Origin of the sequence: Sideroxydans sp. CL21 (assembly GCF_902459525.1) — a bacterium.
Taxonomy (GTDB): Bacteria; Pseudomonadota; Gammaproteobacteria; order Burkholderiales; family Gallionellaceae; genus Sideroxyarcus.
The window spans coordinates 2,405,656-2,429,048 of sequence record NZ_LR699166.1 but is presented as its reverse complement, the minus strand read 5'-3'; the positions used below and the strand labels follow the sequence as shown (position 1 = coordinate 2,429,048).

Annotated in this window: 27 protein-coding genes and 1 riboswitch; of the genes, 15 read left to right on the top strand and 12 right to left on the bottom strand. The window is 51.6% G+C overall.

Annotated features, from left to right (window positions below):
• Window positions 1–105 precede the first annotated feature (105 nt).
• Window positions 106–939 (bottom strand): prohibitin family protein, encoded by an 834-nt coding sequence (locus QOY30_RS11285; RefSeq protein WP_283744719.1) that lies wholly within the window; start codon window positions 937–939, stop codon window positions 106–108.
• A gap of 306 nt (window positions 940–1,245) precedes the next feature.
• Window positions 1,246–1,326, top strand: a riboswitch (cyclic di-GMP riboswitch).
• A gap of 132 nt (window positions 1,327–1,458) precedes the next feature.
• Here QOY30_RS11285 and QOY30_RS11280 point away from each other — a divergent pair.
• Together QOY30_RS11280 and QOY30_RS11275 are read left to right on the top strand one after the other, a co-directional pair.
• Window positions 1,459–1,974, top strand: a complete 516-nt coding sequence (locus QOY30_RS11280) for a bacteriohemerythrin (RefSeq protein ID WP_283744718.1) — start codon at window positions 1,459–1,461, stop codon at window positions 1,972–1,974.
• A gap of 185 nt (window positions 1,975–2,159) precedes the next feature.
• Complete coding sequence (locus tag QOY30_RS11275; RefSeq protein ID WP_283744717.1) at window positions 2,160–2,738, top strand: rhomboid family intramembrane serine protease; 579 nt, start codon at window positions 2,160–2,162, stop codon at window positions 2,736–2,738.
• A gap of 9 nt (window positions 2,739–2,747) precedes the next feature.
• Here the strand turns inward: QOY30_RS11275 and QOY30_RS11270 are convergent, their stop codons facing one another.
• From QOY30_RS11270 to QOY30_RS11245, 6 genes are all read right to left on the bottom strand, one after another.
• Window positions 2,748–3,854 carry an NAD(P)/FAD-dependent oxidoreductase gene (locus tag QOY30_RS11270; RefSeq protein ID WP_283744716.1) on the bottom strand — a complete coding sequence of 369 codons (1,107 nt, stop codon included), beginning with the start codon at window positions 3,852–3,854 and terminating at the stop codon, window positions 2,748–2,750.
• Entirely contained in the window at window positions 3,841–5,163 is a 1,323-nt protein-coding gene (locus QOY30_RS11265) for an SAM-dependent methyltransferase (RefSeq protein WP_283744715.1), read from the bottom strand. Before QOY30_RS11265 ends, QOY30_RS11270 begins: the two co-directional genes overlap by 14 nt.
• Before the next feature lie 218 nt (window positions 5,164–5,381).
• Window positions 5,382–5,588, bottom strand: a complete 207-nt coding sequence (locus QOY30_RS11260) for an SAP domain-containing protein (protein WP_283744714.1) — start codon at window positions 5,586–5,588, stop codon at window positions 5,382–5,384.
• Window positions 5,589–5,881: 293 nt separating this feature from the next.
• The gene (locus QOY30_RS11255; RefSeq protein ID WP_283744713.1) at window positions 5,882–6,133 is read right to left on the bottom strand and encodes a hypothetical protein; all 252 of its coding nucleotides are present in this window, start codon (window positions 6,131–6,133) and stop codon (window positions 5,882–5,884) included.
• Between the two features lie 139 nt (window positions 6,134–6,272).
• Entirely contained in the window at window positions 6,273–6,560 is a 288-nt protein-coding gene (locus tag QOY30_RS11250; RefSeq protein WP_283744712.1) for a hypothetical protein, read from the bottom strand.
• An 83-nt stretch (window positions 6,561–6,643) separates the two neighbouring features.
• Entirely contained in the window at window positions 6,644–7,087 is a 444-nt protein-coding gene (locus tag QOY30_RS11245) for a universal stress protein (RefSeq protein WP_283744711.1), read from the bottom strand.
• A gap of 450 nt (window positions 7,088–7,537) precedes the next feature.
• Between QOY30_RS11245 and QOY30_RS11240 the strand changes: the two genes are divergently transcribed.
• Entirely contained in the window at window positions 7,538–9,022 is a 1,485-nt protein-coding gene (locus QOY30_RS11240) for a tetratricopeptide repeat protein (protein WP_283744710.1), read from the top strand.
• 120 nt (window positions 9,023–9,142) lie between these two features.
• On the opposite strand, the gene QOY30_RS11235 is transcribed toward QOY30_RS11240, so the two are convergent.
• Complete coding sequence (locus QOY30_RS11235) at window positions 9,143–10,228, bottom strand: TIGR03790 family protein (protein WP_283744709.1); 1,086 nt, start codon at window positions 10,226–10,228, stop codon at window positions 9,143–9,145.
• Window positions 10,229–10,487: 259 nt separating this feature from the next.
• Between QOY30_RS11235 and pal the strand changes: the two genes are divergently transcribed.
• From pal to QOY30_RS11215, 4 genes are all read left to right on the top strand, one after another.
• On the top strand, window positions 10,488–11,000 hold the full coding sequence (gene pal / locus QOY30_RS11230) for a peptidoglycan-associated lipoprotein Pal (RefSeq protein WP_283744708.1): 513 nt from the start codon (window positions 10,488–10,490) through the stop codon (window positions 10,998–11,000).
• A 409-nt stretch (window positions 11,001–11,409) separates the two neighbouring features.
• Complete coding sequence (locus QOY30_RS11225; RefSeq protein ID WP_283744707.1) at window positions 11,410–11,832, top strand: bacteriohemerythrin; 423 nt, start codon at window positions 11,410–11,412, stop codon at window positions 11,830–11,832.
• A 76-nt stretch (window positions 11,833–11,908) separates the two neighbouring features.
• Complete coding sequence (locus QOY30_RS11220; RefSeq protein WP_283744706.1) at window positions 11,909–12,181, top strand: hypothetical protein; 273 nt, start codon at window positions 11,909–11,911, stop codon at window positions 12,179–12,181.
• A gap of 227 nt (window positions 12,182–12,408) precedes the next feature.
• Window positions 12,409–13,446, top strand: coding sequence for a GGDEF domain-containing protein (locus QOY30_RS11215; RefSeq protein ID WP_283744705.1), 1,038 nt, complete (start codon window positions 12,409–12,411; stop codon window positions 13,444–13,446).
• Window positions 13,447–13,571: 125 nt separating this feature from the next.
• Here QOY30_RS11215 and QOY30_RS11210 read toward each other — a convergent pair whose 3' ends face one another.
• Complete coding sequence (locus QOY30_RS11210) at window positions 13,572–13,958, bottom strand: hypothetical protein (RefSeq protein ID WP_283744704.1); 387 nt, start codon at window positions 13,956–13,958, stop codon at window positions 13,572–13,574.
• A 253-nt stretch (window positions 13,959–14,211) separates the two neighbouring features.
• Between QOY30_RS11210 and QOY30_RS11205 the strand changes: the two genes are divergently transcribed.
• The 3 genes from QOY30_RS11205 to QOY30_RS11195 all read left to right on the top strand — a co-directional run bounded on the left by QOY30_RS11205 (window position 14,212) and on the right by QOY30_RS11195 (window position 15,871).
• On the top strand, window positions 14,212–14,613 hold the full coding sequence (locus QOY30_RS11205; protein ID WP_283744703.1) for a surface-adhesin E family protein: 402 nt from the start codon (window positions 14,212–14,214) through the stop codon (window positions 14,611–14,613).
• Window positions 14,614–14,696: 83 nt separating this feature from the next.
• Window positions 14,697–15,326, top strand: a complete 630-nt coding sequence (locus QOY30_RS11200; protein ID WP_283744702.1) for a CBS domain-containing protein — start codon at window positions 14,697–14,699, stop codon at window positions 15,324–15,326.
• A 23-nt stretch (window positions 15,327–15,349) separates the two neighbouring features.
• Complete coding sequence (locus QOY30_RS11195; RefSeq protein ID WP_283744701.1) at window positions 15,350–15,871, top strand: HPP family protein; 522 nt, start codon at window positions 15,350–15,352, stop codon at window positions 15,869–15,871.
• An 80-nt stretch (window positions 15,872–15,951) separates the two neighbouring features.
• On the opposite strand, the gene QOY30_RS11190 is transcribed toward QOY30_RS11195, so the two are convergent.
• Complete coding sequence (locus QOY30_RS11190; protein ID WP_283744700.1) at window positions 15,952–16,770, bottom strand: M48 family metallopeptidase; 819 nt, start codon at window positions 16,768–16,770, stop codon at window positions 15,952–15,954.
• Window positions 16,771–16,933: 163 nt separating this feature from the next.
• The gene (locus QOY30_RS11185) at window positions 16,934–17,239 is read right to left on the bottom strand and encodes a PepSY domain-containing protein (RefSeq protein ID WP_283744699.1); all 306 of its coding nucleotides are present in this window, start codon (window positions 17,237–17,239) and stop codon (window positions 16,934–16,936) included.
• A 231-nt stretch (window positions 17,240–17,470) separates the two neighbouring features.
• Between QOY30_RS11185 and QOY30_RS11180 the strand changes: the two genes are divergently transcribed.
• Complete coding sequence (locus tag QOY30_RS11180) at window positions 17,471–17,878, top strand: hypothetical protein (RefSeq protein ID WP_283744698.1); 408 nt, start codon at window positions 17,471–17,473, stop codon at window positions 17,876–17,878.
• A gap of 116 nt (window positions 17,879–17,994) precedes the next feature.
• Here QOY30_RS11180 and QOY30_RS11175 read toward each other — a convergent pair whose 3' ends face one another.
• Window positions 17,995–18,495, bottom strand: coding sequence for a hypothetical protein (locus QOY30_RS11175; protein WP_283744696.1), 501 nt, complete (start codon window positions 18,493–18,495; stop codon window positions 17,995–17,997).
• 150 nt (window positions 18,496–18,645) lie between these two features.
• On the opposite strand from QOY30_RS11175, the gene QOY30_RS11170 reads away from it, so the two are divergent.
• The 4 genes from QOY30_RS11170 (at window position 18,646) to QOY30_RS11155 (ending at window position 23,351) form a co-directional block, all read left to right on the top strand.
• Window positions 18,646–19,242: a LexA family protein gene (locus QOY30_RS11170; RefSeq protein WP_283744695.1), complete on the top strand. Its 597-nt coding sequence runs from the start codon at window positions 18,646–18,648 to the stop codon at window positions 19,240–19,242.
• Between the two features lie 74 nt (window positions 19,243–19,316).
• Window positions 19,317–20,111, top strand: a complete 795-nt coding sequence (locus QOY30_RS11165) for a 3'-5' exonuclease (RefSeq protein WP_283744694.1) — start codon at window positions 19,317–19,319, stop codon at window positions 20,109–20,111.
• Window positions 20,112–20,339: 228 nt separating this feature from the next.
• Window positions 20,340–21,644, top strand: a complete 1,305-nt coding sequence (gene rlmD, locus QOY30_RS11160) for a 23S rRNA (uracil(1939)-C(5))-methyltransferase RlmD (protein ID WP_283744693.1) — start codon at window positions 20,340–20,342, stop codon at window positions 21,642–21,644.
• A gap of 108 nt (window positions 21,645–21,752) precedes the next feature.
• Window positions 21,753–23,351, top strand: coding sequence for a bifunctional aminoglycoside phosphotransferase/ATP-binding protein (locus QOY30_RS11155; RefSeq protein WP_283744692.1), 1,599 nt, complete (start codon window positions 21,753–21,755; stop codon window positions 23,349–23,351).
• The last annotated feature ends 42 nt before the right edge of the window (window positions 23,352–23,393 follow it).

The following is a 23,393-nucleotide window of genomic DNA, read 5'->3' as shown; positions in this document are numbered from 1 at the left end:
TTATCACATTAAGGCGATCAAATTGGTGCGACATGACCATTATGAACAACCCATTTTTGACATCGGTTCCCCTGAAAATGTGAATGGCCGCTGCTGGAACGGAATTTAGTGCGCCTTCCCCGCGCCATTGGGCTTGGACTCCGGCTCAAAAGTTCTGGTGTCCAGAATCAATGGAAGATTTCCTTTCCCTGCATCCAGAATAATTGTCTTGCTGTTGGGAGATTGAACCAGTTTCTCAATGGCTTCAATCTGTTTCCATTGAAGAAGGGCATCAGTCAAGCCTTTTCCAATCAGTAGTTGATAATCGGCTATCCCTGCGGCTTCAATTTTTTTACGCTCGGCTTCTTTTCTTTCCTTATCGAGGACAAACTGCATGGCGAGAGCCCTTTGCTCTTGCTGGAGTTTCAGTTCGATTGCTTCCTGGACGACTTTGGGAAGGTGAACATCCCGGATCAAGATTCCATCGACCTGAATGTGTTTGGATTGAAGTTTCCGGTTGACCTCCGCGAATATTTCTTTTTCGACTTCTTCACGTTTGGTAGAGTAAATTTCTTCCGGGCTGTAACGTCCTACAACTTTCCGCGCCCCGCTACGGAGAAGCGGGCCAAGGAGAATCCGATAATAGTCCGGTCCGATTTCTGTCTGGAGAAGAAAAAGCTCGGAGTTGACAGGCTTAAATAGGATCGAGGTATCGAGAATGATGGAAAGACCGTTGTTAGCCAGTACATCAAGGCTTTCCTGATGTTCCTGCTCCCTTAAATCGTATTGATAGATTTCGCTGAAAGGCGAGACTATATGGAAGCCTTCTCCGATGGGCTCTTTTAATGTCCCGCTGCTGGGAGTCCATTCGACGGCTCCCATTCCGGACTGGACAGTTGTGCAGGCCGACAATGAAATCACTACGCAACCCATGACAGCAATAAGCAATGAGTTTTTCATAAAACCTCCTGTCATTCCATGCAAATAAAATTGTTGATTTGCGTGCCGCATTCAGACACCGCAGCCAAAATTAGGAGTTCTCAAAAAATTTACGCACAGGCTTGGATAATTATAAGAAATCACTGCGAAGAACTGGATGAATTAAATTTCATGGATCATGGTTACTACCATGCACATTCAATATCCTTGCGCGTGAAATAGGATAAATTCTGAGTTCCACTTGGAAACTTGCGAAATGGGGCCTGCCTGGGAATACATGCCGGGCTGCTGGTCATATTGACCATAAATTGAATAGGGAATATTCTGAACCTTGCTTGGCAAACGTACTGAAAAGTATGGGCGCAAAGTCTCCGGCCTAAGGGTAACTATGGTAGCGGGACTGCGACATGGGTTTCCATTCCTGTGCCTCTCTCCAGCTCCGTCGGTCGTTGAAATCAATTGGGAGGAGATATTTATCTGACTTAATTGAACTCGTTTCAATATCAAGCGAGCACTAATCCATAACGAGGGGAGGTAATAATGTCCGAGTTTGCCATGTCAGACGAAGAGATTTTCTTCAAGTGGTCGCCAGACTACAGCGTCGATATCAATACAATCGACAATCAACATCAGGAGTTGATCTGCATTCTTAATCACTTATTCATCGCTGTCTCAAGGCGGCAAGCCGATAAGGAAATCGCCGTCATACTCGATGACCTTGTGGCCTACACAAAAACGCATTTCGCGCTTGAAGAGAAGCTGATGCAACAGGCCAACTACGAGGGTTTCGAAGCGCATAAACTTGAACACAGGAAGTTAATAGAGCGACTCGATCAACTAAGCAAAAAATTCTTGATCGATGAAAAACCGATTCATTTTGAACTGCTGAGTTTTCTCAAGTTGTGGCTCAAGGAACACATTCAGGATAGCGATAAAAAATATAGCTCCGCACTGCGCAACAGCGGATTCTCGATTGCCGCGTGGGAACGCGAAGCGACGGCAGTCTTCATGGAAATGGTTGAAAAGACCGGTCGTTGGTGGAGGAAAATCTGGTAAGTTAAGCGACGCTTGCTGTGCAAGAACGGTTGGTCGATGAATTCATATCGAACTTGCACATTGCAGCCGGGAATTGCCGGTCGATGTATGACCCCATATAAACAGTGCGTGGTATCGATCAGACATGCGACGGCACGGCCGGTGAAACTCAATCGAGACTCGGCTGAGTGCATAGGAGGTAAGCGGTGCGCAGCCCTTTGTCCACTATTTGGACCATTATATTTTTGACCGTTGCCGGGTTTCTGCTGGAGATCGGCGCGGGTGAGCCTGCCGTCAGCGGATTCGCCCTGTGGCCTTTCGGGGCGGGTTTCATGCCCTGGCAGTTGCTAACGTATGCTTTTTTGCACGCCAGCATCACCCATCTCGCCTTCAACATGTACGGTTTCTGGATGTTTGGCCGTGAACTGGAGTACCTGATGGGGCATCGGTCATTTCTCCTCCTGTATTTTGCCAGCATCCTGTCGGCGGGGCTTATGCAGTTGTTCGTCACGAGTGTGACCGGCAGTGTTTACCCGACGATAGGAGCATCAGGCGGCGTGTTTGGTTTGTTGCTTGCCTACGGTATGTTCTTTCCGAACAGGATGCTCATGCTCATTTTTCCGCCCATTGCTCTCCCGGCATGGTTGTTTGTGACCTTGTATGCAGGCATCGAGCTGATTCTTGGTGCGACAGGAAGCCAGGCCGGGGTTGCGCATTTTGCTCATTTGGGCGGCATGGTGGGTGGTTATATTGTTATCCGTCTCTGGCGCACACGGGACCGCTGAGCTTGATGTTCATATGGCCAGTTGATGTGTGTGCAGAAACCAGCGATCCAGAACCACATGGCGGGTGAACCATTTGTTTTTCAGCAATAACCCGGCGAGCAGTTTACCGGCGAACGATTGCCCTGCGTTGCCTGGCGCGGGCGCAGCGCCAAAGCGCGCAAGCAAGCGAGAACTGTATGGCATTAACTGCTGGCGGCGGTAGTCTCCCTGTGCTTCCAGGATAGTGGCCGCGGCCATGAGACCGGACTCAACAGCCGGCCTGATTCCTTCGCCGCTTTGCGGATACGCCAGCCCGGCCGCATCGCCTACGAGCAGCATGCCGTCATCGATCTGGTTGCGAACGGAATGCCCATAAAGCAGGTACGCATGTCCATGGAATCTGTCCGGAATACCCATCGGAATTCTGCCGCGCTCTTTGAGATATTCGCAAAAACGTTCAAGTTGCTCAGAAAGCAGGTGGTTGTCTTCGCGTCCGAGCCCGATATTGAGATAGTCGCCTTTGCGGAAGCACCAGCCGTATCCCTTCATATCACGGCAAAAGTAGAGTTCAGGAGTGTCACCTTGAACTCCGCAAACACTGCTCTGCTCCAGGCTCATTTTGAATTCGATTTCCTTGGCAGTGATTGCAGGTTCGCTCCCTCCTAGCTGAGCACCCATGAAGCGCGCAACCGGGCAAAAATGTCCGCCTGCGCCGATTATCAGAGGAGTCGAGACCGCATCGTTGACGATGAATTGATTGCCGTTCCTTTGTATCGATTTCAATGCCTGACCAAGTTGCAGACGTGCACCAGAGCGGCGCAGCAGATAGTCGTCAAACTCGTAACGGCGTATGCCATAGCTGACCGTGGTTGGATATCTTGTCTCCACATTTCCGCCCTCAATCAGGCCGGTCCGGAAGGCAGTGATCGGCTGGAACACATGTTGCAGGGCATAATCCTGAGTATCCAGTTGCAGCGCTTCCACTACAGCGGGCGTGATCCAGCCGGCACAAACCTTTTCGCGAGGGAACAATGCCTTGTCCATTACCAGGACGTCCATGCCATACTGGCGCAGTTGCCGTGCACAACTTGATCCTGCGGGGCCGCCGCCTACGATAAGCGCATCACAGGTTTCCATCAGCTTCTCCGGTGGGTTGGTATTCCGGTTCATACAGGTATCGTCTGGTCCAGGGTATCTGGTTGTTGCCCGCGCGGGAGAAGGTCACCTGGAAAAGTTGCATGTTTCCGGTCTTGAAGGATGTAAGAGAACCTGCAAGGTAAAGGCGCCATGCCAGCACGAATTGCTCGTCAAACATTCTGCTTACTTGCTCGACGTTCTCTTCATACCGTTGCAACCAATGTTCAAGCGTCTTGGCATAGTGCAGCCGCAAATTTTCCACATCCAGAACCGAAAAGTCATAGGGCTCGAAGATCTGCATCATCTGGGCAAGGCTGGGAGGGTTGGCGCCTGGGAAGATGTGTCGCTCCGCCCATGCATCCATGGGCCGCGGATAATTCAGGCCTATCGTGTGGATCAGGCCGCGGCCGCTATCCTTCAGGCTGCGATCTATCACTTTCCCCAGTTCCCGGTAGTGATCCGTCCCGACATGTTCGAGCATGCCGACCGAAACAAAGGCATCGAACTTGCCTTTCACGTTGCGGTAGTCGTCTTCAATGAACTCGACCTTTCCGTCCAGTCCTTCAGCGTGCGCACGGTCCCGTGCGTGGGATATCTGCTCACGGGAAATATTGTAGGCTTGCACCGTGACGTCGTAGTGTTTCGCCATGTGCATTGCCAGGGCGCCCCAGCCGCAACCGGCTTCAACAACCTTATCTCCGGGCCTTAAGCCCAGCTTGCGGCAGACGTGATCCATCTTGGCAATTTGCGCATCCTCCAGACTCGCGTCCGGGTGCGGGAAATATGCGCAAGTGTAGAGCATGCGTTCGTCGAGCCAAAGCTTGTAGAAGTCGTTGCCAATATCGTAGTGGTGCCGGATGTTGCGGCGCGATCCTATGATCGTGTTGTTCCGTATATCAATGAACGGAGCCAATAGTCTGTCGATCGTCTTGTCCTGAGTAGGTAACGGCCAGACCCGAAACACGGCTTCCAGGAAATCCAATAGATCGCCCTGTACCTCTATGCGTTTGGCCGAGTACAACTCCCCGAAATTGAGTTCATGGTTCAGAAACAATTTAAATAACGCATCCCGGTCGCGGATGAATATTCGCGCCACCGTATCGCCATTATGGTTCTGGATTTCAAGGCCATTCCATAGCACGACATGCACGGGAGGATTCCCGAAAGCCTGCATGATCTTCTCTAGTAGGAATTTTTCTGCAGCGGAAAGCATTTTCCCGAGAGATGGGCGCTGTTCCTGAGCGGTCGCCAGATAACTGAAGCCACCGTTTATCGGATCACTCGTAGGTTCGGATCGCTCTCGTTCCATGCCGGCCTCCTTGCGCGCACTAGTTCTGCGTGATCAAGCTCCAATTGCTCCCGCTAAGGTAATGATAAAAATATGCAAAAAAGCGGATCCGGTCAACCCGTGGCATATCAGGGTTATGGAAGCTTGGGATAATTCTAAGCGTGTGCTCTGGCAATCCTTGAACGATTTGAAGCCATCGCTGTGGGTTGAGGACACGAGTTCATATTACAAGCGCATGATCATGATGGTGATCCTCGTTTTGATGCTTCAAAACAGTCCTCACGCCAGATGCATCCTGTTTGATCGCATATTCCATCGTGGGCGGATGCAAAGCAGTCGAAGTTGCCCTCGATCTTCTGAATTGCCCTGATCAATTCGCTTTTAGAAAGTATGCCGGGATCGATACTTTGCAACTTGGCCATGCGTTGTATTTCTTTCAGAGTCACGACGATTCTCCTTCGAATTTCCATGTTGTACGGAAGCCGATCTGGACATCTACCATCACCCTCAGAACCCGATTTTGTTCCTCCCTAAATTTGTGACGGGTTAGACTACGGAAGTGTCATGCTGGCCAAGCGCCATGATGTTCTGGAATTGAATCCGTTCCTGCGGTAGTAGCGGTAGTTTCCGATGGAGCGGGTAATGTTGGCCAATTTGTGTGACATGTTTACTTCCTTTTCGATTTCAGGACTAATTCCTTAATCAATATCAGCACCCAGAAAGCAAGCCGACCACCGGGTCATTTAAATATACAGCGGGCACTCTGCATTTCCTCGATACCCAATATGCCAGATGGTCGCAATGAATCCGGGCTGTGGGCCTTCCTGTATGCAGCACGGTATGCAGAAATATCGCCAGTATTCCAGCCTTGCTGAGCAACTTCTGCGGAAATGGGTTTGTCGGTGATCTGTGCATCAGCCGTTGCGGCGATTTGCTCGAATGCGATTGGAAAACCATCGAATTTTTTGTGCGTTGCCGGATTTGTATCCATGACATTTCTTTCCAATCGAAAAGAAGAAACAGCAGAAAATACGGGAGGTACGAAGCTACAGCAGACCGATGGTCAAATATATACGCAGAAGTACCTAGACTGGGATGAGTAATACCAGGCAGGCAGTGCAGCCAAGAGGCTACTCGCTACTGCGGTGTGGAGACATATCTTCGGCGGGTTCACCGGTTTCCGGATCTATCCAGTCGGCGATGCCGATTTCGGATTCCGCTTCTTCCAGCGATTCACCTTCTTCGAAGCCGTCGCCTTCGTGGCCCTGCAAGTCCTGCACTGCTTCGAGCAGGGTAGCAAAGGATCCGGAAAGTTCGCCAGTCAGTTTGTCTTGCCAGTAGAAACCATCCGGCCTTTCGAATACTCGTGTACGGTCGAAATCGGGTGACGTCTCAGGGATGGATATATTCGTGGTCATCGTTGCCTCCATTTACCATATGGCGAAGTGGAATAGCGGGTAGATACTGTATTGCATCGGGCCTGATGGCCGCCTAACTCGGCTCATTCAGCACGAATCAGCAGCACGGGAATCGATGCCAGGCGCACTACGCCTTCGGCAACACTTCCCAAGAGAAAACGGTTCAAGCCGGAACGCCCATGTGTTCCGATCACGATCAGGTCAGCGTGCCATTGCTGTGCATCTTTCCCGATCACGCTGGCTACGCGTTCTCCGGCGGCTTCGATCAGCGCGGTTTCAACAGCCATTCCCGTCTTGCGTGCTTGTTCATCAGCGAGGGCCAGAGCGCGTTCTCCGGACAGCCTCATTGTTTTTTGAAGCTCGGCAAAATCAATATAAGCATAGCCTTCGGCATCGACGAATTGAATTTCCTCCAGCACATAAATCAAGCGTAGCCGAGCCTCCTGGTTTGCTACCTTGATTGTCTCCTGCAAGGCGCGTTCGGATGTTTTGCTGCCGTCAATTGGAACCAGAATGCGTTGATACATGATGACCTCCCCATTTTCAAATCGGCACACAGACTGCCAATCATTCTATGCTTCTTTGCATACGATGTGGCATGCAGATGACGATTGCAGCGAAGCAACTTAAGCCCTCCTTGTTGAAAGAGTCCGGTAATTGGCAAATTTCATTGCCACAAAGCAGAACCATCATAATTCTGGATATTTATTTTTGTAATAGTCGGAAGTCCTTCCTGGCTGTGGGAGTGTTGTGCTGGCAACGTTATGCAATTGCTGAATTATTTTCGCCGCGATCGAGTAAGTAGCCTGAGAGTAGAAAAGTGCATTGATGTATAAAGCTACAGTAAATCCGTTGCTCAATGGATAAGGCGAATATCTATAATCATGAGGGCGTTGGGGATTGAACATATTTAAATTATTATGGCAGCTCGGGCGTGAACACTGCATTTCATGCCCACACGAACAAGGAGCGGATATATGTGGCAACTGATATTTCTCGGGTGTTTTTCACTTCTGACTGGAGTTGCATATGCGGAAGAGACTGTTGTCCTTCCGCTGCCTTTGGAAAGTGGCGCCACTGTCATTCAGTCGGGTAATCCTGCGCCTAATGCGGAAACGCTGCCTACCATCGTCATACCGGACAATCCGGTTCCGGCCAAGATCGATTGCCCGCCACCGCAGCCCGCTCCCGCGAGCGATGCTGACAAGCTGCGCAAGCAGCGGTCCCAGATCGCAGCAAAGTGGATTGAATCATTCCGCAGCACGATAAAAGACACTGCACGCAACGGCAATTTTTTCACCACTCTTTTCACTTCATCGAAACAGCCGATCGACACAGAGTTGCTGGGAGACATGGACAGGTTCATTGCGCTTCACCCTGATATGCCCGAAGCAGCCGACGTGTATTTGCTCAAGTCGCAGGTGCATACCCGCATGGAGTCCTATAACGCAGCCGCAGTGGATCTGCTGATGGTGATGGCTGGTTACCCTGACTCCAAATCGCTTGCTGAGGCTTCAAAACGGTTGAGCGAGCTGGGCGGGGATCAGTTGAAGAAGCAGGCCTCCGTGATCGGTTTGCTCACGCAAAAGACGAAAGCCTTGACTGGCGATCACGATCATCGTGTAGCCGCTTATCTTGCGGACATAGGTACCACGATGAATGACGCAGACTTTGCGCGGCCGATCGCGTCCGAATGCGCGCTGTTCCTGCAAAGCAATCGCTCGTTTCTGGACGAAGATATCATTGAGCACGCGCTTGCCCGTCAATCGATGCTGATCGATAACCGGATCGCCCTGTATCACTTCAATACATTGCTTGCGCTATATCCATCCAGCCCGATGCTTCCGGACAGCCTGCTGTCGATGGGTAATGTGCAGCGCAAAGGATTGAAGCTATACGCTCAGGCGGTTAAGAGCTATTCGAAACTGATCGAACAATATCCGGAGGCACCAGAAACAAAAAACGGCTATCTGGCGCTGGCCGGCATGTATGACGAGGACATGAGTGACTATCCCAATGCGCTCAAGACCTATGATGCGATCGTGGCAAAATACAAGGACGATCCAGTCGTACTGCAAAGCCTTCGCAACATGGCCTTGATCTACCAGAACAAGACCAGCCAGCCAGCCAAGGCCATCGAGACGTACGTCAAGGTATCGGAAATCTTCAAAGGTGCCGATGCACTTGACGCACTCAACAAGGCCGAGAGCATCGCGACATCTTCCACCCACGATTGGAATGTGGCCATGAATATCAATGACCGCATTATTGCATTGGTTCCCAACACGGATACTGCAGCCAAAGCCGCTTTTGCCAACGGCGAAATTGCCGAATTGAACTTGAAGGATACGGAGCAGGCCAGGAAGCTATATTCGGTGGTGATCGATGGTTATCCCGCTAACGCACTCGCGAAAGAGGCGCAGAAACGCATCGCGGCGATAGATAAGAAAATGCAGAATTGAGAAAATACATGGTTCGGAGGCAACCGCCTCAGCCATCGGAAGAATGCTGGCTGGACTGATGGAACAATTGCGCTGCCGGCTATAAAAGTTGGCTGTTAGTTGGCATTTAATGGCAGTCGCTTATTTTTGTCGCAGCTCCATTCCGTCGAAACCTGTCCGTTGAGAGGAGTGGTAAGGCGAAGCTAGCGGCTCGCCGATGAACACACCCTGAGATGGCCATGCAACGCTTTTCCAGTAGGCTTCGATGGCGCTTTCGCCGGACAGGTAGTGTTTGAGCAAGACCATGGCATTGGGGAATTTTTGCGGGTAGTTGCACGGTTCGGAGACCGTACCGTAGCTCGCTGTGGCGCCTGCTTCCAACCAGCGCAAGCTGCTCATCTGCCCCTGTCCGAGTAAATCGCCGCCAGATGAGGTCAAATGGTCAGCCAATGCTCCCGGAAGGAAATGCAGCGTATCCAGCCCCGGCACAACGGACAAGCCTGTCAGGTAAAACATGATGTCGCTTTCGCCTTCAATGCTGTTGGCCTTTATGGTCTTGATGTCGAGTTTGAACTGCGGGAGGCTGGCGGACTTTGGAAAAAACGGCGCGCGTGAATTGCGGCTCGCGTCCGAAGTCACCAGGAAATATGCGCTGGCAGGCGGCACGCTGAATCCGCTGAGCTTCCCCCGGTTAATGAGAGATTTTGCCTGCATGACCGAATCGGTAGGTAACAGCATGGAGATGCGAATGCCGAAATCGGTGTAGGGATGCGCTGAGTTTGAATTGAAATAGGGGCTGGGCTTGCCCGGCGCGCAGGTTTTTCTGCACTGCGCTGCGTCAAATCCCAGGGTCATGGCTGAAGTGATCGAATTGCATTCGACGGCATAGGGTGCGGTCCACACCATGACGATCGCTTGAACATTCTTGTCCAAGTGCGCTTCTATCTGCTGCTTGAGCGAGTTGAATTCGGCAACCGGAATATTGTGCGGGCTATTTGGAATGCGCACATGCACTACGTTTTTGGAGGGGATATTTCTTGCGTTCCGGTAGTATTCTCCGACCTCGATGCTGTGAGCATCGTCGTCGTTGATTACGACGGCCACATTCTCCGGTTGCAGGCCCTGACTTGCCTGCCCTCCCGCTTTGGAATAGTAAGGCGACTCTCCCGCAGGCGCTTGCGCACAAAGGCATGTTGTCAAGATCACAAACAAGTAAAAGCGAATCACAAATTTCCCCAATTTGAAGTGATACTGTTCTTTTGTATCTTTGTCTTCCGTTTAGCACGGATGCCAACTTTTGCCAAGTTCGGGATTGAGTATTTTGAGAGAATGAGGGCTTCAGGTGGTTAGAGATTAAATTAAATTTAATTAATCATATGGCTGACTTTATCTAAGATATTCCCGCTAGGATAAGTTGCTGTCACAGGATTAGATTAGTGTTTCTTTATGTTTCAATTGCTCAACTATTTCCACAAGGATGCGAATCTTGAAAAAATTAACCGTAATTTTGGCTTCAATATTGGTTGTGGCCTGTTCCTCTGCCCATAAGGCAGATACTGCAGCGGCACCGCAAACAAATACACAAACGGCAGCAAGTCCTGTCACCGCATCAGTGCCGGCAGGCGAGACTGCAGCTAACAAATTGGCAGATGAACAGCAAGTCCTTCAAAAGAAGAGCGTCTATTTTGATTTTGATAAGTATGCTGTGAATCCAGAGTATCAGGAAGCCATTCAGAAGCAGGCCAATTTTATTAACGAACACAAAAATGACATCGTCACTCTGGAAGGTAATGCTGACGAGCGTGGAAGTGAAAAGTACAATCTTGCCCTGGGTAACAGACGCGCCAAAGCTGTTCTGGAAGCGCTGAAGCAATTGGGTGTTTCGGCTTCTCAAATCAAGACCGTGAGTTTTGGAAAGGGAAAGCCACGCCTTTTGTGCCACGAAGAAAAGTGCTGGAAAGAGAATCGCAGGGTCGATTTTGTACATAAGCTTGATTGACGTGCGCAAACAAGCTTGATGATTCAGGTCCGGCCGTTTGCATTACTTTTAATCACTGATTTTGATAGTGCAATCACTTATGTGATGTTGCAACTGCAATGTATCGCATAGGCGTATGGCCCAAGCAGGCCGATATTTTCAAGTAACAAGCGTATGGACCAACTGTCCATACACTTTGCCAATCCCGATTTTCATCCATATCCTTTTTTAGGCTGGATAATCACGACTACATGGCTTCGAGCGCAGCGGCTCAGCAATCGTATTTGAATTATTTTCACTCTTTTCACAGAGCAACATGCCTTTAGACCAAGGTCTTATATTTTTTAATACTTAGGCCTCATGACTTGAATACTGTAATCGTATCTAATCGTACGTCTGCTGGTTAGATTGCTACGCATGGATATTCCTAATGAAGAAGCCAAAGTGGAACCTTGAGTGGGACGATGGCATGAGTGTTGGCATCCCCGAAATAGACGAGGATCATAAAAGATTTATCTCGCTGATCGACGAGCTTAATCTTGCTATTACTGAAAGAATGCGTGCAGCTGAAATTAACAGGCGATTGCTGCATGTCATTGAGGATACAAATCAACATTTCGAGCGGGAAGAACACTTCTTTCGGGAGCGGCAATATCCCAATGCGGAAGGTCATGCACGTTCACACAACAATGTCAGGAACACGCTCAAAAAGATTCAGGATTCATTCATGCCATATGGGTTAGAAGCGGAATGGCTAGATGCGGCACTGATGATTAAACAGATACTGATCAATCATATTCTTGATGAAGATATGCAATACGCGAACTATTTCAAATCGATAAAAGCGAAATGACAATGAAGAGAGTACAAACGACGCTCGTTACGTAATAAGTCAAGGGTAAGAAAATATTGGAAATCAAGCTCAAATCATGACTGATTCGCCCTCCGGCAATAATGAACTTCATATGGATTTCGAAGCGCTCGGTTTATTCCCCGGCGCGACAATGCAAATCCAAGCCGTTGACGATGATTTGCAATCTCACCACTGGGTGAAATTCATTGGCTTCATAAAAAATAGCAGCATACTGGCTACCTTGCCCATTGAGGGTGGTAAGGGAATGTGGATTCAGAAGGGGCAGACCTTTATCTTGCGCGGGTTTAACGGTTTATCTCCCCTAAACATAGATTTTAGACACTCGTAAGGGGGTATCTACAATCTGATCAGGGTAGGGTAAATTGGTCTTGGAGTCTCAAAAGGAGTGAGAAGTAGTCAGATTCTAAAGTCTTGTATTTGATTTTAAATGGGAAACGGCTGTAGCCAGATTACTGGCGAGACCGGAATTGAGCCGATATCATTGGACAAGGTAACGACTGCGGGTAGACTGCATGCAAGTTCAAATCATCAGGTCGCGTTCCGGAAAGAAAAAGAGTGAAATACGAACATGATCGTCAGGCAAGCGAGGAAATCCTGCGCTTGCTGATTCAAAAAATGGCAGAACATCCGGCAGCGTTCACACCGCAAAGCTATGCAGTGTGGTACGAGTATGTGACTGGTATCAACCCGGCCTTGAGCGAGACAATAAGCAAGCTGCTCGATAGTGGCGAAAAACTCGATGACGCTTCCATTGAAAGGCTGTACCTGAAATTCGTGTCCGAGTGCAACATGGACGTGGAGTGGGCATTGCGGGAGGATATCCAGCAGTTGCTAAAAAAACTGGCGGAATCTACCAAAGAGACAGACAATCAGGCACACCGATTTGATACCAGTTTGCATGTATACGGCGACACGCTGAAGCAAAATCCCGATCCGGCCAGTCTGGTCTTCTTGATCAAGAACATGGCCGACGATACAAACAAGATGATCGATTCCATGCAGGATCTGCAATCCGAATTGGCCGTCAGTAAGCAGAAAGTGGAAAAGCTGCATCAAGAGCTTCAGTCTGCCCGTGGTGAAGCATTGATTGATCCTTTAACCGGAATTCTCAACCGGCGTGGATTTGAAAACAGCGCAAAAATTATATTCGCCGATCAGGCGGCTCTGGGCAAAGGTTTGTGCCTGTTGATGGTGGATATCGATCATTTCAAAACAATCAACGACACCTATGGGCACCTTTTTGGTGACAAGGTTATTCGTGCCGTCGCCAAAACGCTCAAGTCCAAAATTCGCGGACAGGATTCGGTAGCCCGTGTGGGCGGGGAAGAATTCGCATTATTGCTGGCGGAAACGGACATATCCGGTGCCCGTACCGTTGCCGAATATATGAGGCAGACGATAGAGGATTGCACAATTCACCGCATCGACGCCCAGGAGAACATAGGTGGAATTACCATCTCTATCGGAGTGGCTGAATACACCAGCGGGAACAGCCTCGTTGATTTGCTGGGTCATGCCGATAAAGCTCTCTACGCTTCCAAAAAGCAAGGCAGAAACAGGACGACTGTATATGCCGATCCAAAGGCGCTATAACAAAACAGCATCGGGCAATGACAGGTAATAATTCAGGCAGGATGTGCTGGCAATAAACGGATGCTGTGCTGTTCGATCAGTAAAAACAAACCAAAGCGAAATGGCGCTAATCGGGTGCACTCAACTTAGGCCGTAACGTTGATATTTGAACCGGGTGCCTGGCCTTGCAAAGCCTGTTGAGCAAGGAAAGCCTGCAAAGCTTGCTGGATTTGCTGTGTCTGATTGGCTTGTTGAGATTGCTGATCCAGCAATGCCTGGGCCTGCAGGGACTGCTGGGCTTGCTGATTAAGCAGTGCCTGTTGAGCCTGAAGTGCCTGCTGACTCTGTTGATCCAGTAGTGTTTGCTGAGCTTGTTGAGTTTGCTGTGTCTGTTGAACTTGCTGATCCAGTACTGCTTGTTGAACCTGTAATCCCTGCTGAGTTTGTGCATCTTGCAGTGCTTGTTGGGCCTGTTGGGCTTGCAGGAATGCTTGCAGTGAGTCCGTACTGGAGCTAATAGCGCTGATAGCCATGATGCCTCCTTGCTGACGAAAGAACCTGTCGCCGGATCATCGTACTCCTGGTTCGATACGGTTACAACAGGAGCCATGGGTAGCTTGGAACCGCTGCATTAGGGATACAAGGAACACTGCAATAAGTTGGACTTGATCTCTGGCCCGATGGCAATCGCTTATTTGACGACGAGCTGGCAGAATTTGACCGGGGCCGTATTTTGGCAGTGTCTTCCATACGGGTAGAGTAATTGCAAAGTTATTGGGTACTACAATGCGAAAAATTATTCTGGCGCTTCTCTTGGCAAGTGTGAGCAGCGGCGCGAATGCCGAGTGGGTCTATTTTGGCACTGCCGTTGTTCGGGAGAGTGTCGTTCTGGCTTATGTAAATCAATCTACCATTCATAAGAATGGCAAGAAAGTGACAATGTGGATTTTGTATGATGCCAAGACACCCAGAAAATTCGAGAATTCAACCTATCTTTCTTCCATGGGGCAAGATGAATATGACTGTGAAGCGGCGCAGTCGAGAAATTTGGCTGTACTGTTGTATTCCCAGAATCTTGGACACGGCAATGTTGTTTCAAAGTCTTCTGCGCCCAGCAACGACTGGGATCCTGCACCGCCAGACTCGATGGCCGGACATCTCTTGAAATACGCTTGTGGAATAAAGTAGGTTTATGTGCCGAATTGAATGTCAGGTTGGACAGCTGAACTGATAGAATAAACCCTTGTAATTTACTTGGTTGATTTTCCGGAATGAAAAGTACTTCGAGCGAACATCCCAAAACAAATTCAGCTGCTGATGAAGTGACGGAAGTCGAATTGGCCGATGAAGACATTCTGGATGCAATGCGGCACATTCCGGGCTATCTGGATATCAGCACTGAAGATTTCAGGACGATCTATCACTTGGCTCACCGTCACGCGATAGAACGCCTATTTGATGGTTTCAGGGCTGAAAGCCTCATGCGCACAGGTGTTGAACCTTTGCGGCCTGAAATGTTCCTCGACGAAGCAGCCAAAGCTCTTGTTCGATCCGGTCTCAAAAGCCTGCCTGTCGTGGATGAAAAAGGCTGCGTGATAGGAATGCTTACTGAAACCGATTTTTTGCGGCGCTTGAACGTAGATACATTCCTGGAGTTGTTGCTGGCAATGCTGGATGAGTCCTTCGAGTTGAAGCATCGTTGTCATGAGACGCATGTGAGCGTAGCCATGACATCTCCTGCGATCACCCTGACCCGGGATGCGAAATTCGTTGATGTGGCAAGTGCATTCCACCAGCATGATGGCCGCAGCACTCCCATCGTGGATAGTGAAGGTCGGCTGCTTGGTATGCTGTTGCGCAAGGATTTTATTGCCGCATTTCATCAGGTAAGTCCCCGTTGAATATCCCTGAATACTTTCGAAAGATGAGTGGTTCTACACGGGGCAGTCCGCCTCGCGTCAGCAACTCCGAAATCGTCTGGTCCTGGATCGGTGCATTTCTGGGTATGTCGGCTGTGGCTTGGGTGGATCACTTCTTTTTTGAAGGAACCGATCTGACTTTAATGATAGGTTCTTTCGGTGCCTCCGCCGTACTTATTTACGGCGCCATACGCAGTCCCCTGGCGCAGCCGCGCAATCTGGTGGGAGGACATGTGCTCTCTGCCATCGTTGGCGTGACTTGCTGGAAGCTGTTTCAACATTATCCCTGGCTCGCGGAAGCGATGGGGGTAGCTACTGCCATCGCGATTATGCATGCCACCAAAACGCTGCATCCGCCAGGAGCGGCCACAAGCCTGATCGCGGTAATGGGATCCCCGGCGATTCACAAATTGGGATACTGGTATGTATTGATACCCGCCACCTTGGGCCCCCTGATTATGTTGCTGGTGGCAGTGCTGGTTAACAACGTTCCCGAGTCAAGGCGCTATCCGGAAATCTGGTTCTGACGTATCAAGAATTGCGACGAAGATAGTATTCAGTGCCCTTCTTGGCAATTCAATGCAGACTTGATGTGAATTTTCCTCGATCAGTGATGCGCGTCTTCATATAGCGGCATGACGGTCGGCAGCAAAGCCTGGATTTGCTGGATGCGGTTCTCTTCAGCCGGGTGTGTGCTGAGAAATTCCGGAGGCCGCCCGCCACCTTTGCTGGCCTGTATCATCTTCTGCCACAGGCTGACCCCGGCGCGTGGATCATACCCGGCGCGTGCGGCCAGCTCGAGGCCGATTCTGTCGGCCTCGCTCTCGTCGGTGCGGCTGAACTTGGTTGCGATGAATTTATCGTATCCGGCAGATGCCAGATCCGCAGATCCTCCGCCGAAGCCAAGCAAAGCCGTGCCGATTCCAATCGCGGTTTGGGCAGCGATCGCCTGCGATACCTGTTCACGCGAGTGTTCACGCAAGGCATGCGAAATCTCATGTCCCATCACGATGGCGATCTCGTCGTCGCTGAGGTGGAGCGTGTTGATCAACCCGGAATAGAACATGATCTTGCCGCCCGGCATGCAGAACGCATTGAGCTCGCTGCTGGTGATGACATTCACCTCCCATTTCCAGCCTGGCGCGTCCTGGCGAAACACTGCTGTCTGTGGCTCGATGCGCGCGGCCACAGCACGAACGCGTTGGAGCATTGCATGGTCTTCATTCAGCTTGCCTTTGCTGACAGCATCTGAGGTCAGTTTGGCATAACTTTGTGCAGCCATCTGATCGAGTTTGTCAGAAGAAATAAGCATCAGCTGCGGACGGTCGGCACCTACCGCGCCACTGGCGGTGGTGGTCGTACAGCCGTTCAGTACCCCCAATGACAAACCGATCAGAATGGTTGCGAGGGCTTGGAAGGCTGGCATAATTTTCAATGCAAAAGTAACGGATTAGTAAATCGTACCGTAATTTATAGCTTAGGGTCACGGGTAAAGACCGTTTGCCAGTCAAGACCAGCTATTGTTGAATTTATCCACTCTGGCTTATTTTTCATCCATTTCAGATGACAGGAACATTCAAAAATATTTCTCAAGCAGGTAATGAGTAGCCGTCGCGCTTGTCCAGAATTTTTCCAGTGTAGGCATCGACGCAGACCCGCCATGTATTCAAGCCGCGGGTAATTTCGACATGGTAAACACTTCCGCTTTCTTTATCGGTCGAAACGGGAAATTGTTCATTGGATGCGCCTTCGGCATCATTGCTTGAATCTCGATTTGCAATCATCGTTCTGCAAAAATCGCCCTCTTCACATTCCCTCAGATCGCGTGCAAAACTGACTGTAGCAGTCAAGGCAATGATGCCTGCTGCTGCAGGAAATATCTTGAGAAATCCCATCGTCTTCCTTCCATAAAAAATCCCATACCTGCCAGACCTGGAGAACCACAACGTATAAGCCATTCGGGTTGATACGAGTGTCATCCTGAAAAATAGTTCCGTGGAGCATGAACTCGATCGCACGTTATCCGCGTCTGCAAACGGGCACCCAGAATAGTTCCCGAATGTAAAATTTGGATGACGGCTTTAGAGTAAGCTGCCAAAATCCTTCATGAGTCTTCTGTCCTGAATATGAAACCCTTACGCTCGCCGGGAATATTATTTGTTGCAATTCTTGCTGCCATCTTCCTGCTTTCCGGGTTCGATGCCATTCCGCACGACAAGAATTATGAGTGTGCGGGCAAAAGCGATAATGGGATGGTGCCTTATCGGGAGTTCCCAACTCTTCATTTTGAGGGGCGCCGACTGAAAATTACCGGATCCGATATTTTTTCGACTTACAGCTACGAGATTTGCGAAGCAAGTGGCCCACTTTTGACTTTTGCCACGCAACAGGAAATATGTCATACGGGACCGGCTAACCCGATCGCATCAAGATCTTCAAAAGGGTCTTTAAATACAGCTTCCGGTTTTTTGGAGCTTATCGGCGCACAAGGACTGCATGGTGAGTACCAGTGCAAAGAAGTCGCCAGGAAATAATGATCACCAGGTATTCAGGCAATACAGCGTCAAAGCCTCGGATCGGCTGATCTCGGGAACGCTAGGCAGAATCTGTTGCGAAGAAATTTCAAGGTTCAAGTGCCTCTGGCGTTTCTTCAGGGTTTACGTTTGAAGCGCGCTTTGAAGGCACCAACCACATCGAGAATGCGATGCTTGATATGCTGATACGCGGCCCAGTTATCCAGATAGGCGTGGATGCGGTTGCGGTAATGCATCACGAAAGCATACAAGCGCGCGAACCAGCCGAGTTGCATCAGCGCCGGGCGGGTGAGGTTGAAAATGCGCGAGAACAGCGCCATGCCCATCAGCTTCGCCAGCACGAACACGGTGCTGCCGATGAGCCAGTGTCCGGCGGCGATGGCATGCAGGCCGATGAGTTTTGCGGGTATCAGGATCAGGCTGGGCAGCAGGAACGTGACCAGCGCCCAGCCCGGGTGCAGCGTGGCGACGCGCTTTTCGATGGCCCGAACCAGAAGCATCGCGCCCAGTCTGGCCATGAATGCCGCCGTCCAGTCCCAGATCGCTTCCTCGATCAGAAAAATGATCGCGGTCAGCCATGTGAGCGGTGCGAGCAGCAGTCGACTGATCTTTTTCAAAATGTGTCTCCGTGGATAGTGGCGGCATTCTAGCAAGGGGGCGGCAAAGGCTACCCCGACTCTCCGCTGCACTCTTTTGTGCCTTGTGTATTGACAGCAGAACGCTCGTTCTTTAGGATACAAGAACGTTCGTTCTGTATAGGAGACATCATGACTGATTCCGACCCCAGCGCCAGAGATGCGGAGTATCTGGGCAAGTTGCAGGATTACTATGCTGACTGGAAGAGCATACCTTCCTATGCGGCGCTATGCGATGTGTTCGGCATCGCCTCCAAGTCCTGGGTGAAGGCCATCCTGGACAGGCTGGAGAAGGCCGGATTCGTCGAGCGTACGCCGGACGGGATGTGGATACCCAGTCGCCAGTTCTTTGCCCGGCCTTTTGCCGAATCCGCCGTGCAGGCCGGCATGCCTGTCGCGGTGAGCGAGACGCAGGGCGACTATTTTGTCATCGACGAGATGTTGATCGATAAGCCTTCCACGACCACAATGATCCCGGTTAAAGGTGATTCCATGATCGACGCAGGCATCCGCGAGGGCGACATCGCCGTGGTGGAAAAGCGCAACCTCGCCAATATCGGCGATATCGTGGTGGCCATCGTGGACAACGAATTCACGCTGAAGACACTGGACAAGGAACGCGGCCAATATATCCTACGTCCGGCCAACCCGGCGTATCCGGTGATACGCCCGCAGGGGACACTGGAGATATTCGGCGTGCTGGTGGGGTTGATCCGCAAATACAAGTAGTCCGGCTAATTCACGGGCGGATAAGGGGCAGGGTTTGCTAAAATCGCACCCCGTTCGCAATTCGCACTCCCACCATGAATCCGACTTTAGTTTTTGACATCGAAACCATTCCCGACATCGCCGGTCTGCGTGCCCTGTATGAGCTCGACAGTGCGGTGAACGACGCCGAGGTGGCGGAGATGGCCTTCCAGATGCGCCGCCAGAAGACGGGCAGCGATTTTTTGCCGCATCACCTGCAGCGCGTCGCGGCTATCTCCTGTGCCCTGCGCGAAGGCGACAACTTCAAGGTGTGGACACTGGGCGAGATGGACGAAGACGAAGGCAGCATCATCCAGCGTTTCTTCGACGGCATCGAAAAATACACCCCGCAGATCATTTCGTGGAACGGCAGCGGTTTCGATCTGCCGGTGCTTCACTATCGCGGGCTGATCCATGGCATCCAGTCTCCGCGCTACTGGGATCAGGGCGAGGACGACAAGGATTTCAAGTGGAACAACTACATCAGCCGCTACCACTCGCGTCATCTCGATCTGATGGACTTGCTGGCGATGTACACCGGGCGCGCCAACGCGCCGCTGGATGAACTGGCGAAGCTGATCGGTTTTCCGGGCAAGCTGGGGATGGACGGCAGCAAGGTATGGGAGGCGTATCAGCAAGGCAAGCTGGCCGAGATACGCAACTACTGCGAGACTGATGTGGTGAACACGTATTTGGTATTCGCTCGCTTCCAGTTGATGCGCGGGCAATTCACCAAGGCGCGCTACGAAAAGGAATGCGAATTGATCCGCGCCACTCTGGGCAAATCCGATGAACCGCACTGGAAAGAATTTCTCGCGCAATGGCCTGAAAAGAAATCCGGGCACCTCTAATAATCCAAATTTCGTCGCAATACTGCGTTGCTTACAAAAAATTACTCCTTACATATGCGCCATCGACACGTTACTGCGAAGCAGCCGTTTGCGGGAGATGGCGCTTGCGATCATTCCCGCACCGACGGCTCCGCCGCACCGTGTCATGACCGCATATGCCGCGTCGCAATTTTTTGCTCGCGCCTTGTCTTACTTAGAACTTTGAATTATTAGAAGGCGCCCATCCGCATGAACCCAGTCATCATTGAATCCCTCGACCACGAAGGTCGCGGCATCGCGCATGCCGACGGCAAGGTCATCTTCATCGAGGGTGCGCTGACCGGCGAGCGCGTGACCTATTCCTCGTACCGCAAAAAGAACAACTATGAACAGGCCAAGGTCGAGCAGATCCTGAAACAGTCGTTCATGCGCGTGCAGCCGAAGTGCCCTGTGTTTGGTGTCTGCGGCGGGTGTTCCATGCAGCATCTGGATCCGCGTGCACAAGTCGCCGTCAAACAGCGCGTGCTGGAAGACAATTTGCAACGCATCGGCAAGGTCAAACCCGAAGTCGTATTGGCGCCGATTTACGGTTTTTCCTGGGCCTATCGCCAGCGTGCGCGATTGTCGGTGCGCCATGTGTTGAAAAAGAACAAGACGCTGGTGGGCTTCCGCGAGCAGAACGGCAAATACGTGGCGGACATGCAACATTGCGAGATACTGACGCCCAAGATCGCCGGCCTGCTGCCGCTACTGGGTGAGCTGAACGAGAAATTCACTGCGCGCGACATTCTTCCACAGATCGAAGTGGCGGTAGGGGAGCATGTGGACGTGCTGGTGCTGCGCATCCTCGCCGCGCTCACGCCGTCGGATGAAGCCCTGATCAGGGAATTCGCCGATACGCATCATGTGCAGTTCTGGACGCAGACCAAAGGACCGGAAACCGTCGTTCCGTTCTACCCGCTGGATGCACCCCAGCTAAGCTATAGCCTGCCTGAATTCGCAGTCACCATGCCGTTCGCACCGACCGAATTCACCCAGGTGAATAGCGACATGAATCGTTTGATGGTCAGCCGTGCCATGCGTTTGTTGAAGCCGCAAGCGGGTGAACGCATCGCCGATTTCTTCTGTGGTTTGGGCAACTTTACATTGCCCATCGCCAGAAGCGGGGCGCGGGTGCTGGGTATCGAAGGCAGCGACGCACTGGTGAAACGCGCCAGACAGAATGCCGAATACAACGGTTTGACGGGCAATACCGAATACCGCGCTATGAACCTGTTCGAGATGAATGAAGCCCTGCTGGCCCAGTTGGGCGGCTTTGATAAATGGCTGGTTGATCCGCCGCGCGACGGAGCCATCGAGCTCATGAGGTCCATCACGCCGGAGATCGCGCCTCAACGTATTGTGTATGTCTCCTGCAGTCCCTCTACGCTGGCGCGCGATGCCGAGGTGCTGGTGCATGCAAAGGGCTACACGCTGAAAGCGGCCGGCGTGATGAACATGTTCCCGCAGACTTCGCACGTGGAGTCCATCGCGCTGTTTGAACTGAACAGATAGAGCCTGTTCCTGCAGCAACGGGACAGGCAACGTTATCTGCTTGGGGGGAGATTGCCTTTGGTAAGATGGGCGTATCGGTCCCGGCAGTTTCGACGGAATGCAAAGCCCATGAGCGCTCCCCAAAGCAGTTACACGATCCAGCAAAAACTCATCGCAGCATTGCGCGATCCGAGCCGCTATCCAACGACCCAGTCATCCGTTCAACTGATCGAGACGCATATCTCATGGGTGCTGCTGGTTGGGAGTTTTGCATACAAGATCAAGAAGGCGCTCGATCTCGGATTTCTGGATTACTCGACACTGGAATCGCGGCGGTTTTGCTGCGACGAAGAGATCAGGCTCAACCGGCGCACTGCTCCCGGTATTTATCTAGACACCATTCCTGTCGGGGGTAGCCCGGACAACCCGGAGCTAGGTACGCAACCCGCGATCGAATATGCTGTCAGGATGCGCCGCTTTGCCCCTGAAAACCTGATGGACGGCTTGCTGGTGCATGGCAAGGTGACGCCGCAGCACATCGACAATCTTGCCGCCGTCATCGCCCGTTTTCATGCCGGCCTGCCCGCAGCGGATGCGGGTTCGGGGTTCGGGACCGCCGCATCGATCGGTGCGGCAGCGAGGCAAAACTTTGAGCAGCTGCGCGAGTACCTGACAGAAGAGACAGACAGGGCGGTTATCGCCGAGCTGGATGCCGCCACCGATGCCGAGTTCGCCGCATGCAAAGAAAGGTTTGAGCAACGCCGCACACTGGGTTTTGTGCGCGAATGCCATGGCGATCTGCATCTGGGTAACATCGTACTTGACGGAGATATTCCCTTTCTATTTGACTGTATCGAGTTCAATCCCTCTTTGCGCTGGATAGACGTGATGGATGAGGTCTCGTTCACGGTGATGGATCTTCTGCACCGAGGCCATCCCGAATATGCATGGCGTCTGCTGAATGCGTGTCTGGAGGCTAGCGGCGATTACGCGGGCGCCGGCGTGCTGCACTTCTATCTTGCCTATCGCTCGACCGTGCGCGCCAAGGTTTGTGCCATTCGGGCCGGCCAAAGCGGAATATCCGGACGCGCAAGATCGAATGAGTTGGCGATGTGTCGCGGTTATCTGGCGCTGGGGCGGCAATTCCTGGGCAGACACCGTCCCGTGTTGATCATTACGCACGGCCTGCCCGGTTCTGGCAAGACGACGTTCTCCCAGTTTGCACTGCAGCAGATGGGGGCCATACGCATTCGTTCGGATGTCGAACGCAAGCGTCTTTTTGGTCTGAATGCGCTCGAAAGCAGCGGCCCGCGTGTCGGAGACATCTACGATCCGGAGGCGACCATCGCAACGTATGCGCGCCTGCACGAACTGGCAAACGAACTATTGGCAGCAGGATTCCCCGTGATCGTGGATGCGGCTTTCCTCAAACAGGAGGAACGCAAAATGTTCCGCCGGCTCGCACAAAGTTTGTCGGTGCCATTCGCCATTGCCACGTTGCAGGCCAAAGATCACACCTTGCGTGAACGTATCCGGCAGCGGCGCAATGATGCTTCGGAAGCAGATGTGACCGTGCTGGAAAAACTGGGAACAGCGCAAGAACCGTTGTCCGGGCTTGAATTCGCATATGCTGCGAGTTTTACCACCGAAGAGCTTCCCGGCAGCACAGCGAATACGGAAGCCTGGGGCAGGCTTCAGGATTTGCTGACAAGTCGGGCATCAGGGTAGAGTGCCAGGACATCGCGATGAAGTTTGCGCCAGATCGAAGAG

Coding starts and splice junctions, on each gene's coding strand:
- QOY30_RS11285 (WP_283744719.1), bottom strand. CDS start 939: ATGAAAAACTCATTGCTTATTGCTGTCATGGGTTGCGTAGTGATTTCA.
- QOY30_RS11280 (WP_283744718.1), top strand. CDS start 1,459: ATGTCCGAGTTTGCCATGTCAGACGAAGAGATTTTCTTCAAGTGGTCG.
- QOY30_RS11270 (WP_283744716.1), bottom strand. CDS start 3,854: ATGGAAACCTGTGATGCGCTTATCGTAGGCGGCGGCCCCGCAGGATCA.
- QOY30_RS11265 (WP_283744715.1), bottom strand. CDS start 5,163: ATGGAACGAGAGCGATCCGAACCTACGAGTGATCCGATAAACGGTGGC.
- QOY30_RS11255 (WP_283744713.1), bottom strand. CDS start 6,133: ATGGATACAAATCCGGCAACGCACAAAAAATTCGATGGTTTTCCAATC.
- QOY30_RS11250 (WP_283744712.1), bottom strand. CDS start 6,560: ATGACCACGAATATATCCATCCCTGAGACGTCACCCGATTTCGACCGT.
- QOY30_RS11245 (WP_283744711.1), bottom strand. CDS start 7,087: ATGTATCAACGCATTCTGGTTCCAATTGACGGCAGCAAAACATCCGAA.
- QOY30_RS11240 (WP_283744710.1), top strand. CDS start 7,538: ATGTGGCAACTGATATTTCTCGGGTGTTTTTCACTTCTGACTGGAGTT.
- QOY30_RS11225 (WP_283744707.1), top strand. CDS start 11,410: ATGAAGAAGCCAAAGTGGAACCTTGAGTGGGACGATGGCATGAGTGTT.
- QOY30_RS11220 (WP_283744706.1), top strand. CDS start 11,909: ATGACTGATTCGCCCTCCGGCAATAATGAACTTCATATGGATTTCGAA.
- QOY30_RS11210 (WP_283744704.1), bottom strand. CDS start 13,958: ATGGCTATCAGCGCTATTAGCTCCAGTACGGACTCACTGCAAGCATTC.
- QOY30_RS11205 (WP_283744703.1), top strand. CDS start 14,212: ATGCGAAAAATTATTCTGGCGCTTCTCTTGGCAAGTGTGAGCAGCGGC.
- QOY30_RS11200 (WP_283744702.1), top strand. CDS start 14,697: ATGAAAAGTACTTCGAGCGAACATCCCAAAACAAATTCAGCTGCTGAT.
- QOY30_RS11195 (WP_283744701.1), top strand. CDS start 15,350: ATGAGTGGTTCTACACGGGGCAGTCCGCCTCGCGTCAGCAACTCCGAA.
- QOY30_RS11190 (WP_283744700.1), bottom strand. CDS start 16,770: ATGCCAGCCTTCCAAGCCCTCGCAACCATTCTGATCGGTTTGTCATTG.
- QOY30_RS11185 (WP_283744699.1), bottom strand. CDS start 17,239: ATGGGATTTCTCAAGATATTTCCTGCAGCAGCAGGCATCATTGCCTTG.
- QOY30_RS11180 (WP_283744698.1), top strand. CDS start 17,471: ATGAAACCCTTACGCTCGCCGGGAATATTATTTGTTGCAATTCTTGCT.
- QOY30_RS11170 (WP_283744695.1), top strand. CDS start 18,646: ATGACTGATTCCGACCCCAGCGCCAGAGATGCGGAGTATCTGGGCAAG.
- QOY30_RS11165 (WP_283744694.1), top strand. CDS start 19,317: ATGAATCCGACTTTAGTTTTTGACATCGAAACCATTCCCGACATCGCC.
- rlmD (WP_283744693.1), top strand. CDS start 20,340: ATGAACCCAGTCATCATTGAATCCCTCGACCACGAAGGTCGCGGCATC.
- QOY30_RS11155 (WP_283744692.1), top strand. CDS start 21,753: ATGAGCGCTCCCCAAAGCAGTTACACGATCCAGCAAAAACTCATCGCA.